Below are 15,907 nucleotides of genomic sequence, written 5' to 3'. Positions count from 1 at the left end.
CAACCTTAAGATATCCGATATTGACTTTGAGCGCATGGTCATCCACATCCGCCAGAGCAAATACAAGAAAGATCGGATTGTGCCTTTGTCCGCCATAATGGTCATCGGGCTCAAAAAATATCTCAGAGCCGAGAATCCGCATGTTTGGCTATTTAATGGCAAAGAGGCTGATGGTCGCTACAGCGTCAAAGGATTATCCTGGGTTATGCGGGAAAGCCTTAAGAAAACCACCATCTCTAAAAACGTGAACCTTCACTCCTTACGCCACACGTATGCAACCCATTTATTGGAGCAGGGCTTAAACATTGTAACCTTACAGGAGCTTTTGGGTCATGCCGACATCACAACAACCATGATTTATCTTCACACAGCCCAGTGTCAGCATATCACTCCTCACAGCCCCTTAGACACACTCTATGGAAAAGCCATACAAAAGCAAGCATGAACTGGCTGATGTTGTTTGCCAATTTGGAGGAAGTTTGTTGCAGAGCGGGGCGTTATCGCCCAGGCAGATCAAAGTCTTTCACAACCTTGTGCAGTGCCGTACGGCCGCTTTGGGTGGACATGAGCAGGTGTGTGATGATTGCGGAGTCATACACTACCCGTACAACCGCAGGTGCCACCCCCCCCCACATATCCTTGCGATCTCCCAACCGCACCATAGTGGAATTGAAATGACGACTTCAATCTATTGAGAGATGCTGCAACTAACTCCCAACCGCACCATAGTGGAATTGAAATGCGGAAATGTGGTGAAGTTTGTTCAGGAAATTGAGCTCCCAACCGCACCATAGTGGAATTGAAATTGCACTATACATAGTGTTGAACTAAATCCCTCCGGGATAGCCTCTTTCAAAAATAGCATTAATCTTTTTAGATGCAAGCCGTTATAACTGCATTACTCACTTTTAAATTATGCAGTTATGAGAAAGAAAACAACCTTAACGATTGTAGAGCGCGCCCTCGTTCTTGTTCCGGAGTTTAAGGCCAGGGCTTTAAAGATGGAGCATCAGGTGGTACTTCGTGGACAGAGTCAGAGCACTCTGAATAATTACATTCGGCGCATAGCGCTGTTTGTTATCCATTTTAAACAACTGCCCGAAGACGTCACCGAAGATGAAATCAACGAGTATCTGGTGGCTTTGGCACGCGATGTCAAGGCTCCTTCGCGGAGCAGTTTCAAGCACATGGTTTATGGCCTAAGGTATTACTACCGTTTGCTGGGCATGAACAAAAAGGCCATTGCTTTGCCTTCATTAAAGCAAGAGAGCAAGTTGCCGGTTGTGCTGAACCGCCAGGAGCTAAAGATGCTATTTTCGGCACCTACGCTGCTTAAGCACCGAATTATCCTTACGCTGATCTATTCTGCCGGATTACGGGGGCAAGAGGTCATCAACCTTAAGATATCCGATATTGACTTTGAGCGCATGGTCATCCACATCCGCCAGAGCAAATACAAGAAAGATCGGATTGTGCCTTTGTCCGCCATAATGGTCATCGGGCTCAAAAAATATCTCAGAGCCGAGAATCCGCATGTTTGGCTATTCAATGGCAAAGAGGCTGACGGTCGCTACAGCGTCAAAGGATTATCCTGGGTTATGCGGGAAAGCCTTAAAAAAACCACCATCTCTAAAAACGTGAACCTTCACTCCTTACGCCACACGTATGCAACCCATTTATTGGAGCAGGGCTTAAACATTGTAACCTTACAGGAGCTTTTGGGTCATGCCGACATCACAACAACCATGATTTATCTTCACACAGCCCAGTATCAGCATATCACTCCTCACAGCCCCTTAGACACACTCTATGGAAAAGCCATACAAAAGCAAGCATGAACTGGCTGATGTTGTTTGCCAATTTGGAGGAAGTTTGTTGCAGAGCGGGGCGTTATCGCCCAGGCAGATCAAAGTCTTTCACAACCTTGTGCAGTGCCGTACGGCCGCTTTGGGTGGACATGAGCAGGTGTGTGATGATTGCGGAGTCATACACTACCGTTACAACAGCTGTCGCGACCGACATTGCCCCAAGTGTCAGGGAACCAAACAGGCGCTCTGGATTGAAAAGCTGATTAAATCAACACTTGCAGTCAAACACTACCATCTCATTTTCACCGTGCCTCATGAGCTCAACCAGATTTATCTTTGGGACAGGAGACTTTATTGCAATATTTTGTTCCACGCCACCAGAGGTATACTGCGCAGCTTTGGGTACACGCATTACGGTTGTGAAACCGGAGCCGTTGCGGTGTTACACACTTGGGGGCAGAACCTTTCATTGCATCCGCACTTGCACTGCATTGTTCCGGCAGCAGGATACTCGTTGTCGGGAAAATGGCGCCACATCGGCAAATATGAAAATTATCTCTATCCGGTGCACCAGTTGAATGCTGCCTTTAAAGGTAAATTTCTGGACAGCATAAAAAGGGAACTGCGAAGACGATCTGCAATGGATGGCTTCAAAGTCTGCATTGAAGCCGCTCATCAAAAAAAGTGGGTCGTTTATTGCGAACCCTCAATGGCTGGCGCCGAACATGTCATCAGGTATCTGGGGCAATACACCCATCGCATTGCCATCAGCAACCAGCGGATATTGAATGTTGACTCAACAAATGTCACTTTCGTGGCTAAAGACTACCGCGACCGGGCACAAATAAAACCGGTATCCCTGAACGGAGAAGAGTTTCTGCGTCGATTCTCTTTGCATGTTATGCCAGATGGTTACGTGCGTATCCGTCGGTTCGGTATTTATCATCACACCACAAAACTCCATCTGGATTTGCAATTTGTGCCCGATGAAAAGCCTGACATTGACCAGATGACAGCTAAACAAAAGCCCGAAACGGCTCCAGAGCGCATTTTAAGATTGACAGGATTTGACATAACCAAATGTCCGCATTGCAAAACGGGTCGTCTGATTGTCATCAGAACCCTGCCCAGGATTCGGTCACCCGCAGGGCATCTGCCTTCTAGGCTTTTTGATAAGTTGCAGTAACCAACATTACATTCCCTTTAAAAACTTCATTCACATGAGGTTCGGCATCGTATTGCCTTGACGGGGAGGGTTAAGCCCAAAAGAAGCTGGTTTTCAACATTTGAAACACAAAGACCACTCATCTCTTTAACCGAAAAGGTTAAAAACAGCACGAACGCAGCATAGGCGTTCTTGCCAAAAACATCAAAAACCAACAAAAAGTCCATAGCTGCCAGTTGTAGTCCAGACGGGATGTCGTTCAACCTGGAATAATCGCTGGGTCGTGCCGACCGCTCATATTCCTATATATTGTACGCAGGGCTTTTGATGCTCCCAACCGCACCATAGTGGAATTGAAATTGCAGAGTTGTATCTCCCTGTTCGCGGTGTCGCTCCAGCTCCCAACCGCACCATAGTGGAATTGAAATTGCGAGTAGGATTTACCTTCGAACACGTTAACAATCTCCCAACCGCACCATAGTGGAATTGAAATTTGAAATTGATGACGAACGCTTTGTTTTTGATGATATCTCCCAACCGCACCATAGTGGAATTGAAATGAGTTAATACTAACATATTAGAAACTAACGGTTTAAGTCTCCCAACCGCACCATAGTGGAATTGAAATATATTATAGGTGAATTATAATTATATGCAGAACGCTCCCAACCGCACCATAGTGGAATTGAAATCACTAAGAACTTGAATGTCTGGACGGATGCTTCGGAGCTCCCAACCGCACCATAGTGGAATTGAAATTGATGCCACCGAATGTTTTGATAGCCTCTTCGAGCACTCCCAACCGCACCATAGTGGAATTGAAATGAAACACGAACCTCAGATGTTACTCCTACATAGTTAACTCCCAACCGCACCATAGTGGAATTGAAATCCGGCAATGATGGCAACAACTACGGCACAAAACATGCTCCCAACCGCACCATAGTGGAATTGAAATTCTATCTTGAGATGCGTGTAAGCGATGAATATTTCAGCTCCCAACCGCACCATAGTGGAATTGAAATTCCTCTACGAAAATGGCGTTTTGATTACGCCTTTCCACTCCCAACCGCACCATAGTGGAATTGAAATTAAATACAGTTCGCAATTTTCATCAGCCAATCCAGCCTCCCAACCGCACCATAGTGGAATTGAAATTTAATTGATTGTCGATTCCTTATCTGGCACTACCTCCTCCCAACCGCACCATAGTGGAATTGAAATAACGATGAAGAGCTAAGAGGCACAGGTGAAATCATTCTCCCAACCGCACCATAGTGGAATTGAAATGATTTAAATTTCTTGCTATGAAGATAGTATATAAACTCCCAACCGCACCATAGTGGAATTGAAATTTGTTCTATAATGCCTTTCTGCTCCACCTCTGTGTCTCCCAACCGCACCATAGTGGAATTGAAATTTCTAAATTTCGAGGGTACATTTTTGCCGTTGCAACTCCCAACCGCACCATAGTGGAATTGAAATTAAGGACTGTTAGTGTTATTAGCATTTTATCTTAAAACTCCCAACCGCACCATAGTGGAATTGAAATTTAGGTGAGTAGACACAGAAAAACATATAATTCCCTCTCCCAACCGCACCATAGTGGAATTGAAATCACCCTTATACTTATCATACATACTATGGATTAACTCTCCCAACCGCACCATAGTGGAATTGAAATAATGATAATTATCATAAATACGTGTCAGACGTTAAACACTCCCAACCGCACCATAGTGGAATTGAAATATATGGGTGCAAATACTGCCAAAACTGAATTTGACTCCCAACCGCACCATAGTGGAATTGAAATACTTTTCGAGCGATTCGAGCGCATCGGTTAGTGCAACCTCCCAACCGCACCATAGTGGAATTGAAATCAGGGATGGTGGCATTTCTCCGTTATCGGCAAAGGCTCCCAACCGCACCATAGTGGAATTGAAATTCACATCAGGCTCCACCAAGTCGATAAACTGCTCAACTCCCAACCGCACCATAGTGGAATTGAAATAGTTGTGTATCCGTTACAGCACTTACCGCCACCTTTCTCCCAACCGCACCATAGTGGAATTGAAATTTTATAATGAATATTATCGTGACCAAACCCTTTGCTCCCAACCGCACCATAGTGGAATTGAAATAAACATGACTTGTACGAGGGAATTAAAAGAACGACCTCCCAACCGCACCATAGTGGAATTGAAATCATTTAGTTTTGTGTAATTCGACAGGGTTGTTTTCCTCCCAACCGCACCATAGTGGAATTGAAATTCTGAGATAACCTTGTTGTCTCGTAGTATAAAATAACCTCCCAACCGCACCATAGTGGAATTGAAATATTGCTGGTGAAGCAGATGTTAAATATAGACATAATCTCCCAACCGCACCATAGTGGAATTGAAATGGCGATTCCTTTAGGTTAAACACAGAGGTATTTCTACTCCCAACCGCACCATAGTGGAATTGAAATATAGTAATATCTGAGGTGCTTCAAACTTCGGAAACTCTCCCAACCGCACCATAGTGGAATTGAAATGTATTTGGACAACCAGGTTTAATTGACCACGGATACTCCCAACCGCACCATAGTGGAATTGAAATACAAATCGTCCATCTTCTTAATGCCGTGATACACTGTTCTCCCAACCGCACCATAGTGGAATTGAAATCAGGGATGGTGGCATTTCTCCGTTATCGGCAAAGGCTCCCAACCGCACCATAGTGGAATTGAAATTCAGTTAATAAACGTGATGTACAACTATTTCTTAACTCCCAACCGCACCATAGTGGAATTGAAATGTATTAAAGACTTCAAATTAGTATATGTTTTATCGCTCCCAACCGCACCATAGTGGAATTGAAATCTGGTAAGATTGGCTTGGGCATTCGATACGGCAACTCTCCCAACCGCACCATAGTGGAATTGAAAATCAAATCGTGATTGCTTGCTGATTAAATTTTCTGGATTACCCAAATAGCTTAAACATTTGGTGTATTTACAACCATCACGTTATCGTCTTCAACAAAAATAACCTGTGAGTTGCTAATGGGAGATAACTTCAAAAGAGAATGATACTTATCGATTATGCGCTCCACTGTTTTCTTAAAGGGGAAGTTTGTGAAATGTGGTAAGGGATAGAAATCGACCATATTTAAAGCTGAAAAAGTTTCCAGATTTGATGCTTTCTCAGAATCATCCAGCATTTTAACATACTCTATATCAGGTGCCATAACAATGGAGCCGGCCGATTCACCAATGTATATCTTCCCCTTCTCTATCTGATTGATGATTTCTTTATCAGCACCCGTTCGTTTTAACTCCTGAAGCAGATAAAATGTATTGCCGCCCGAAACGTAGATGTAGTTGTTGCGATTCAGCTTTTCGGTGATAAGATGAAAATCGGCCTTCGACACATCCAACTCATCTACTACCATGCCGAGTTTTATAAATGCTTTTCTGGCCGAACCAACATAAAATGTAACAGCTTCCATATTACTTGCTGTGGGAATAAACGTTACGGTTTTTCCATTCAAATCCTCGTTTGCAAAATCTGCCAATAGCGCCGCAACATCCTTAAATGACGACGATAAAAATAGTTTCCTCATCAGAAATAGATTAAAAAATAATGAACAAAACTATTTTGATTTTATGGCAGATAATTGTAAAAATCGGTCGTTCTCGTTTTTCTGAAGCTGACTGGGAGCATTGGCAGTATATTTTTTAATCTCCTTGATGTAATGGGCCTGATCTGTGTACGCTTTATCAGGATAAAGCCTTCCGGCAACAATGTCTGGGTATGTTGCATTGCAACGAACCACATTCAGGAGTGTTTTTAGTGACAATCCAAATTGCTGATTAAAATATCGGTTTATCTGTCTGCTGCTCCAGCCAACCTGCTGCGATAACTCCTTAACGCTAATCACGTTCTCACTATAAACCAGGTTGGTAAGTTTGATTTTTCGGTTATCAAGATTGGAGAGTTGATTTATGGTGTCTGTAAATAATATAGATAATTCAGCCACAAACTTCTCAAACTCAAAGCTCCTGACCAAATGAATGTCCCAATACGCCCGAGGGAGAATGGTCATGCCATTTAGCAATGTCTTTATTTCCCGCTTAAGCAAATATTCTGATGCCAACACTTTAAAACGGACGGCCATGAGCGTGGTTCCCTTTGTGACTGTTAGTTTTATGGGTTCAGTCCAAAGCCCCGTAAGATAAATGTTTTGCAATATATTGTACTCATAATCCACAACCAAATCAAAACACGCATCAGGCAAAATTGTATATTCAACATCATCTTGCTCATGCTCATACGTCCAAAAATACTTAACAAAAGCACTTAACATCCCAGACGTATGTATTTCTTTATATTTCACCGGAGCAAACCATTTATAGAGTATCGCAACATTTTGGATGTAAGATAGAAATAAGAACGATGGAATAAAAAATAAAACCATCGAATTAAGGCTTGACAACATCAAAACTCACAGGCTTAAATCTATTGTTTCCAGTGGGTAATGCTTATCACATCACCCATCAAATACAAAAACAAATTGTGCGCTCATCGATGCAAAAGATGCCTGCCAACAATTTAACCCATTGCAGTCATCATTTTGATTCGCTTAACCAATTTCATACAAAAATTTGTCTTGAAAAGAAAGTAGCAGCCGCATTTCACGAATTTATTCCTAAAGATGACATATTTTCCGGGATACTTAACAAGCTTGCCGCCCCATTTAACCTTAAAATCGGTCACGCCATAATCCTGTAACGATTTGAGCTGGTCTGAGAGTTCGGCACCTGAGAGTATTTTCTCTGCTATCACCGGATTTACCTGCACGCAGTCATATTTCTTATAGCCCATATTTTTCGCCAGCAGAATATCCTTCCAGATAAACGATTCAGCTATTCTTTCTTTTGAGAACTCTCTGGTCCAACCCCAATGTTGAGAGCGATAGGTATCTCCCAAATGATAGCAAAAAGTTGAACAGATGCATCTATTTTCTACCTCAGCCATGTGCAGGGTAACCCATCCTTTGGCATGAAAAAGATCCCAAACCGAATAGAAATAATCGACGTTCTCAATTAAGGGCTCAACACCACGCTGGTTGCAGGTATGAAGCATGAGACTGTAAAATGTGGAAATATCCTCGCGCGTTCCCAACCGGGTATCAAACTTAAACTTCTCACCTTTACGCACGTTGCGTCGGCGTCCTGCATCAAGTTGCTCAAAAAGTTCATTTTCAGAAAGTGTTAAATCCAATAAAACAGTTGCCTTGGTATTTATAATAGGTGGCATACCCGTAAATGCTTTAAAAAACTTCCTGGATTCAAGGTGCTCTGCCAGTCCGGTGTACGCATAGTTTAAGCAAATGGCCAAATACAACAGATTCTCTGACTTAAGCAGTTTCTTCAAACTTGCTGCAATCAAGTCATAATATTTTGGCTCGGGATGACGCAAACAAGGGCCTTGAATTATAAATCCTATATTGCCCACCTTTGGATACCGTCTTATTGTAAGTTGAAAACCAGCTACAACTCCTCCTCCTTCTTTAATAACAACCCTCGTATAACTTTGCTGATGAGGATCATTGTCATTTACCATGGACCAGGCAGAAGTTTGGAGATAACTGACATCCGGAAGTTGTGATACAAAATTATCCCAATCAGGATTGGGAACAGAGCCTTTATATCGCTCAATGGTGACATCATTTAAGAGAGTCTCTGAATACATAATTTTGAGCAAAATGAATGGGTTTAGAAAAATATAGAAAACGATCAATCGCCATTCAAATTACAAAAAAATCACAATCAACATGCTTTCAAATCAGACAATTAGACAAATGCACCAATTTAGACTATGAAACAAAAGAATTTGGTGCCTAATGCATTTATTTGTTGGGTGGAGACTCTGATTCACGAAAAAAGCTACATTAAATGTGCCCTAAAGAGATTGGACAACTCTTTTCAGCACCCCGCTGGCAATTTGTTCGAGTGGGAGAATGATGGTATGGGCGTTGAGTTTGATGGCTTCATGGGGCATACCAAAAACCACACATGATTTTTCATCCTGGGCAATGGTATATGCGCCGGCGTTCTTCATTTCGAGCAATCCCTTGGCGCCATCGGCTCCCATCCCGGTCATTATAACACCAACCGCATTGGCTCCGGCATTTATGGCCACCGAACGAAACAACACATCCACACTGGGACGATGGCGGTTCACGAGAGGCCCGTCGGTTACTTCCACATAATAGCGGGCACCACTACGTTTCAAAAGCATGTGTCGGTTTCCGGGTGCTATCAATGCGCGTCCGCGAATTACTGTGTCATTATTTTCGGCTTCCTTTACCGTGATGGCGCAAATATCGTTCAGACGATTTGCAAATGAACGGGTAAACTCTTCGGGCATGTGCTGAACAATTACAATGCCGGGACTGTCAGGCGGCATTGCCTGGAGAAATAAAGAAAGAGCCTCCGTTCCACCGGTTGAAGCTCCCAAAGCAACTATCTTCTCCGTGGTTTTTATCATGCTGCTTCCACCCTTGAGAGCAGGAATAACCGCATCGGCAGAATATTTTGGCTCAACCTTAATTGACGTAGCACCAATTCCCTTTCTTTTCAAACGTGCTCTTGATGCTGCTTTAATGGCATCACAAATACGAATGCGCGACTCTTCAATAAACTGTTTGGTATCCATGCGGGGTTTGGTAATAATCTCTACAGCCCCATACTCCAGCGCTTTCAGACCGGTTTCCGTTCCTTTTTCGGTGAGGCTGGAGATGATTACAACCGGAATGGGATGCTGGGTCATGATACGCCTCAGAAATGTTAACCCATCCATTCTGGGCATCTCCACGTCGAGGGTGATTACATCAGGCACCTCATCAAGCATCTTTTTGGCAGCTACATAAGGATCAGAGGCAGTACCCATCAACTCCAGCGCTGCATCGGTGGAGATAATAGATGCCAGTGTTTGGCGCACCACTGCAGAATCGTCAACAACTAAAACCCGTATTTTATGCCTGGTTTCCATTCATTACTTTTTGATGTCAACAATCATTTCGTGTAAAGTGCAACTCATCATGCCTAAATTCGCCGGAAAACGGTAGGTCTCACATTTTTAAGAGGTAAATTCATGCCAATAAGGGACTCCGAATGCCCATGAAAAAAATAGCCTCCCGGCTTAAGATAATTACAAATTTTACTTACCACAGCCTCCTGAGTTGGGCGGTCAAAATAAATCAGCACATTTCGGCAAAATACCACATCATACTTCTCAGGCAGATTATAACTGTCGTCCATAAAATTGAGCCTGCTGAATCTCATTTTTTGCCTCAACTCGGGTACAATACGGTAGGTTTTTTTTGTGTCATCCTTACTTCGCATAAAATACCGCCTTAAAAGCTCGTCGGGCACCGCAGGCGACACACGTTCATGGGTAAAGATACCATTGTTGGCCATTTTAAGTATGAGGGTTGAGATATCGGTGCCATGAACCATGAAATCAAATCCGCCATGTTGTCTCACAAACTCATTTATGGTAATGCCAAGCGTGTAGGGCTCCTCACCGCTGGAGCAAGCTGCACTCCATACCTTAAGTAAACCACCGTTACTCTTCTCCAGAAACTCCGGCAAAACTTGTCCTTTTAAAAAATCAAAATGAACCGGCTCCCTGAAAAAATCTGTCTTATTGGTACTCACAGCATCAAAAATATGGATCACTTCCGAGACCTGACCTTCAGGGCTAAACACAAAATTCACATAATCATCGAAAGAAGACATATCCAAAACACGAAGACGCTTTTTCAACCTGGCTTGCACCATAACCTTTTTAATAGGCGGCATTTTTATCCCGGTTTCACGCATAATCAGCGTCCCAAGCCTGTCAAACTGGGCATCTGAAAGCTCAGCTTTGTAAATATCACGTAGATGTTCGAACGACATAAAAGAACAGTTAATTATACCTATACGGAAGCTATGTGTCTGGGTTACCCAGGCAGGCAAATAATAAAGAGCCGGGGCATGAAAATTGACAAATCCTGCCCCGGCTCCTAAAGGTAAAAATAAAACACCATCAAAAACGATTAAAACCGCTGATAATCATCGTCATTAATTTCGCCCACACTCATTTTAAGATTCACACCTTTTGCCGCCTGCACCTCTTTGGCATTTGCAACAACCACGCTCTCAGACCGATTGCGATTGCCATTTTTTATGTGATGTCGCATTTTGCCGTTGCGCGATTTCTTCTCCTTATTCTCGATGATGAAGAAAGAGACCACATCCTTCATCTGCTCAGCCTGACCCGACAACTCTTCAGAGCTGGATGCCATCTCCTCCGATGCCGCCGCATTCTGCTGTATCACTTGGTTTAGTTGCTGTATGGCATTATTCACCTGTTCGGCACCCGAATTTTGCTCCATGCTGGCAGCAGCAATCTCCTGCACCAAGCGGGCCGTTTTCTCTATCTCGGGCACTATAGCAGCCAACTGCTGGCTGGCATCTTCTGATACTCTCACGCCATTTTCTGACAATACATCAATCTCCTCGGCAGCAATCTGACTGCGCTCGGCAAGTTTCCTTACCTCCTCAGCCACCACGGCAAAACCTTTACCTTGCTCTCCGGCACGAGCAGCCTCAACAGCCGCATTAAGCGCCAACATATTGGTTTGAAAAGCAATATCTCCGATTATTGACACCTTGGAAGCAATCTCCCGCATGGATCTCACCGCAATATCGGTGCTTTCGGTACCTCTGCGAATGCCTTGCACGGCCTGTATGGCAATTTTCTCCGTTTCAAGAGCATTGTCGGTATTCTGTTGAATGTTGGCCACCATCTCCTCCATTGATGACGAGACTTCCTCGGCCGATGAGGCCTGTTCACTGGCACCCTGCGACATTTGCTGTGAAGTGCCGCTCATCTCCTGACTGGCAGCTGCTATATTGTCTGCGCCAGACAGAATATCACCTATAATTTCTCTGAGTTGTTCAGTCATCTGCTGCAACGAACGCGCCAATTGCCCAACCTCATCTTTTTGAGCAAGCAGCTCAATATCAGCCTCTATGGCAAGATTACCAGCCGCCACTTGTTCAGCCATGGCCACTCCCTTCTTTAAACCTCCGGTTATTGCACGGCTAATCAACAGCGCCAATACACTTGCTACCACCAGACCTATTAAAATCGCAAGAATCATCATAATGTAACTTGCCGCAATGGCTCTGTCTCCCCCCCTTACTTCATTATTGGCGGCATTTAAATTGTAATCAATAATTTGATTGATGCCTGCAATTACCTCATTCAAATATGGCATCACATCAACCATCTGAACGCGTTCCATGCGTGTAAGAATCTCAGCAGCCTGATTTCCCTGTTCATTCAACACCACAAAATACCTGTTTAATGCCTCTACAGATGTCATCAACTCCTGCTGGTAAATACCATTTGCTGCAGCACGATCGCCTCTTTGAACTGCATTGTTTATATCTGAGATGGCACGATACAATCGCACATGGTATTCGCGCATGCCACTTATGGTTGCATTGATTGTTGGGTTGGTTGTGGCATGAATCAAAAGCCATCTGCCAAAGTCACTTTGCGCATGATCATTCTGTCCGGTAAACGGACGCCCCGTTTGAATGGCTGTTAAAGCACTCAACTGCATCTCGGACTGAGAGCGATGAAAGCCCTCAATATCGCGTAAAAACGCCATCGGATAGTGTATATCCAAACGGTTGAGCCGCTCAATGTCGCCTTGGAAACCCTCGTTCATCTGCCGCCACTGGCTAATCGCATCCCTAAAGCGCCCCCAAAGAACAGTCGCTTCGGCCGACATTGGCAACTTCTCATACGCTTCGATGGCATTGGTATATCGCTCCCTCATCTCTCCAACTATCCGCAATTGGGTCATCCTGTCATTACTGGTTAAATTCGGATTTAAAATGGTACGCATTGCAACCATTAAACCCTCCAGACTTGTTTCTATCTCCATCAAATGCTGTACGCTTGGCATATTTACGTCCGAAACCTGATGGAACGAACGTCCCACACTCCGAAGACCTACCAATCCAACGACTCCTACTATCAAAGCGATAGATGCTATTAAGGCAAAACTAGCTATAAGCTTTTGTCCTATTTTTAAATCTCTGTATTTCATATTCATTTGAATTTTATCTACCACAATAACGATCCACCTTATTAGGCTGAAACACTATGGCAGAATGGGTTGAGTATTATCACTTAATTTCTGAATTAACTTCACTTATCTGAGACACCTGACTTTTAATTTGAGTCAGTTCAGAGAGGTCAATCTGCTCATCCGACGAAAAAAGAGCATCCATGTTGAGCACGATGTAAAACCTATCCTTCACTCTGGCCATGTTGCTGATAAACTCCGAGCGGTACTTATCACCAATACGGGGTGGCGGTAGCAGATCGTCCTGTTCCAGTTTCAGGACTGAATGCACCGCATCAACCATCAATCCAACCAAAACATTTTCGCCGGAAATATTTACTTCCGTTACCAATATGCTGGTGGTTTTGCTCTTCTCCACGGCCGACATACCGAATTTTACACGTGTATCCACCACTGGCAGCACATTTCCCCGCAAATTGATAACCCCTTTCATGTAATCAGGGGCGCACGGAACCTCTGTGATACCTGTCATCTCCAATATTTTATGCACCCGGCCAACATGCAGTGCAAAAATCTCCTCTCCCAGACGAAAAGAGAGGTATGAGTTAATTTTCAATTCACTATCCTGGCTCATATTTTCATTTTTATGGATTAGTTTAAAAGTTGCTTAACAAACGTGTTCACATCCAGCACCAGAGCAATAGTTCCATCGCCCATGATGGTGGCTGCTGATACCATTTTCTGATCATGATAGAGTCTGCCCAAAGGCTTAAGTACCGCCTGTATTTTTCCGATGACCTGATCGACCGAAAGCGCCATTCGGATGTTTGTATGGTTCACCACCACCATTTGGCACCGAGCAGGAGCCTCACCTCCTATTCCCATTTCACGACGCAGGTTGAAGAATGGAACCTGCTCATTATCAAGCGTCATTACCTGGATGAAGTTATTTTCCAGCAGATGGGACTCCACAGGGTAAATCCTGTCGGTAAGTGACAACGGAATAACATATTTATTCTGTCCGATACGAACCAACAGACCATCGATAATAGAGAGAACGAGAGGCAAAGTAATGGTGATTACAGTACCTTTATTAACTTCTGAGGTGATACCTACTTCGCCGCGAATAGCGCCAATGTTGCGCTTGACTACATCCATACCCACACCGCGCCCCGACAATTCGGTAACAGAACCCAAAGTAGAGAATCCGGGTAAAAAGACCAGGTTTAAAATCTCCTGTTCAGTGAGCAAATCACTCTCTTTAATAATCTCTTTTTCGATGGCTTTTTGACGAACCTTTCTCACATCAATGCCAGCCCCATCGTCAGAAATGGTTATTACCACATTGGCACCCGAATAGCCGGCTTTCAAATGAATAGTGCCTTTAGCAGGCTTTCCCTTGCGAAGGCGCTCATCCGGCATTTCGATACCATGATCAATGCTGTTGCGTATGATGTGCAGAATTGGATCCGTAAGACTGTCGATCATGGTTTTGTCCATCTCCGTCTCTGTACCGGTTGCTGTAAATACAATCTGTTTTCCCAAATCGCCACTTAGGTCGCGCACCAAACGCTGAAACCGTGTTAGCATATTCTCAACCGGGATGAGACTGATGCTGAAAGCACTGTCGCGCAACATACCTGTGAGTTTCTGCACTCTCTCAGTAACCATTTTTAACTCCGGAATCTGGTAGCGTGAAGCAATAAGATTGAGCCGCTCCTGCGTAATCACAAGCTCACTTACCAGATTCATCAGCCCGTCAATCTTTTCTGAAGAGACCCGGATTGATGAGCTTGATCGCCCGTTGGCATTATCTTGTTTTGACACAATCTCTGGCGTGGAGTCCGCAGCTTCTGATGGCACCTCCTCACTTCCCATAAAATCGGCAAAATCGGAGAAACCAATATCATTCTGCTTATCAGCCAATCCATTGAGACGCTCCATGAAGTGGCTGTTTTCAAACAAACTGGAGTTGCTCATTTTATGCATCTCAACCACAGAGTCGTCCTCAACAAAAATGAAAACATCCTTAATGGCATCTGCCCCCTGATCGGTAGCAAGAAAAAAATCCCAAAAGAAAAAAGAATCTAATGGAGAAAACTCTTCTAAAGCAGGCAGGTTGCGTACACCGGCAATAGAATACATCTGACCCAGCGCTCTAAGTTCATCTATGAGATACAACAGATTGGTTCCGTTCTGCAGGATATGCGTTCCCGGATAAAAATGGATGTAATACGTAGCCATTCCAACTGTATGCTCATCCGGCTTCTCTGATTTTTTCTGATGAAAAGAAGAGACAGATGCTATCACCTTATGGGCTTCATGCTGCATCGCTTCTTCGATGGCCAGAGACAGCTCTTTATAGCGGCTCCGTATTTCAGTTGAATCCACAGCATCAAGATTTAGCAAATCTCTAAGTAAATCAACCGACTTAAGCGTTACAGAGAGTAAGCTTGACGAAACACACAACTTACCTGATCGAATGAGATCATAAATACTCTCCAGACGATGCGTAAACTCACTTAACTGGTCAAAACCAAACATTGCTCCACCGCCTTTTAATGAGTGCATTACGCGAAAAACCCTCTCCAGCAAATCTTTATTGCATGGTGACAATTCCAGCTCAAGCAGAGCCTGCTCAAGGTCATTGATGTTATCGAGTGCTTCCTCGATAAATTTTGATTGAAAATTTTCAAATGAAGTAAGCATCGTAGGTGGGTAAAAGAATTTTATATTGTAACAAAGGCATAGAAATCCCATGCGCACCCAGGCATAAAACCCAAGTCACTAA

General features: G+C 43.8%; 11 protein-coding genes, 1 pseudogene and 1 CRISPR repeat array. Of the genes and pseudogenes, 4 read left to right on the top strand and 8 right to left on the bottom strand.

Annotated elements, in window-relative coordinates:
* The 4 genes and pseudogenes from ALKIM_RS18440 to ALKIM_RS18435 form a co-directional block, all read left to right on the top strand.
* Positions 1 to 445 (top strand): tyrosine-type recombinase/integrase (locus tag ALKIM_RS18440; protein WP_162148816.1); only part of this gene is annotated, 445 nt, incomplete at its 5' end.
* A pseudogene (locus ALKIM_RS20385) lies at positions 417 to 611 on the top strand (transposase zinc-binding domain-containing protein); the annotation flags it as partial. The gene ALKIM_RS18440 and the pseudogene ALKIM_RS20385, both read left to right, overlap by 29 nt.
* A 312-nt stretch (positions 612 to 923) precedes the next feature.
* Entirely contained in the window at positions 924 to 1,838 is a 915-nt protein-coding gene (locus ALKIM_RS0112160) for a tyrosine-type recombinase/integrase (RefSeq protein WP_026474890.1), read from the top strand.
* Complete coding sequence (locus ALKIM_RS18435; protein WP_044117925.1) at positions 1,810 to 2,994, top strand: IS91 family transposase; 1,185 nt, start codon at positions 1,810 to 1,812, stop codon at positions 2,992 to 2,994. The genes ALKIM_RS0112160 and ALKIM_RS18435 overlap by 29 nt, the downstream gene beginning before the upstream one ends.
* A 309-nt stretch (positions 2,995 to 3,303) precedes the next feature.
* Positions 3,304 to 5,906: a CRISPR direct-repeat array (repeat unit 30 nt; unit sequence CTCCCAACCGCACCATAGTGGAATTGAAAT).
* 49 nt (positions 5,907 to 5,955) lie between these two features.
* On the opposite strand, the gene ALKIM_RS0112145 is transcribed toward ALKIM_RS18435, so the two are convergent.
* The 8 genes from ALKIM_RS0112145 to ALKIM_RS0112110 all read right to left on the bottom strand — a co-directional run bounded on the left by ALKIM_RS0112145 (position 5,956) and on the right by ALKIM_RS0112110 (position 15,825).
* The gene (locus ALKIM_RS0112145; RefSeq protein WP_026474889.1) at positions 5,956 to 6,582 is read right to left on the bottom strand and encodes a Type 1 glutamine amidotransferase-like domain-containing protein; all 627 of its coding nucleotides are present in this window, start codon (positions 6,580 to 6,582) and stop codon (positions 5,956 to 5,958) included.
* Between the two features lie 30 nt (positions 6,583 to 6,612).
* Positions 6,613 to 7,356, bottom strand: a complete 744-nt coding sequence (locus ALKIM_RS0112140) for a DUF6597 domain-containing transcriptional factor (protein ID WP_026474888.1) — start codon at positions 7,354 to 7,356, stop codon at positions 6,613 to 6,615.
* Between the two features lie 215 nt (positions 7,357 to 7,571).
* Positions 7,572 to 8,714 (bottom strand): lipid II:glycine glycyltransferase FemX, encoded by a 1,143-nt coding sequence (locus ALKIM_RS0112135; protein ID WP_026474887.1) that lies wholly within the window; start codon positions 8,712 to 8,714, stop codon positions 7,572 to 7,574.
* Positions 8,715 to 8,924: 210 nt separating this feature from the next.
* Complete coding sequence (locus ALKIM_RS0112130) at positions 8,925 to 10,016, bottom strand: protein-glutamate methylesterase/protein-glutamine glutaminase (protein WP_026474886.1); 1,092 nt, start codon at positions 10,014 to 10,016, stop codon at positions 8,925 to 8,927.
* Between the two features lie 53 nt (positions 10,017 to 10,069).
* Positions 10,070 to 10,927: a CheR family methyltransferase gene (locus ALKIM_RS0112125; protein WP_026474885.1), complete on the bottom strand. Its 858-nt coding sequence runs from the start codon at positions 10,925 to 10,927 to the stop codon at positions 10,070 to 10,072.
* A gap of 140 nt (positions 10,928 to 11,067) precedes the next feature.
* Positions 11,068 to 13,137: a HAMP domain-containing methyl-accepting chemotaxis protein gene (locus ALKIM_RS0112120; RefSeq protein WP_044117924.1), complete on the bottom strand. Its 2,070-nt coding sequence runs from the start codon at positions 13,135 to 13,137 to the stop codon at positions 11,068 to 11,070.
* A gap of 79 nt (positions 13,138 to 13,216) precedes the next feature.
* The gene (locus ALKIM_RS0112115; protein ID WP_026474883.1) at positions 13,217 to 13,750 is read right to left on the bottom strand and encodes a chemotaxis protein CheW; all 534 of its coding nucleotides are present in this window, start codon (positions 13,748 to 13,750) and stop codon (positions 13,217 to 13,219) included.
* A gap of 17 nt (positions 13,751 to 13,767) precedes the next feature.
* On the bottom strand, positions 13,768 to 15,825 hold the full coding sequence (locus ALKIM_RS0112110) for a chemotaxis protein CheA (protein ID WP_026474882.1): 2,058 nt from the start codon (positions 15,823 to 15,825) through the stop codon (positions 13,768 to 13,770).
* Between the last annotated feature and the right edge of the window lie 82 nt (positions 15,826 to 15,907).

Origin of the sequence: Alkaliflexus imshenetskii DSM 15055, from assembly GCF_000517065.1 — a bacterium.
In the GTDB taxonomy this organism is placed as follows: Bacteria; Bacteroidota; Bacteroidia; order Bacteroidales; family Marinilabiliaceae; genus Alkaliflexus; species Alkaliflexus imshenetskii.
This window is presented reverse-complemented; position numbering and strand designations above follow the sequence as displayed.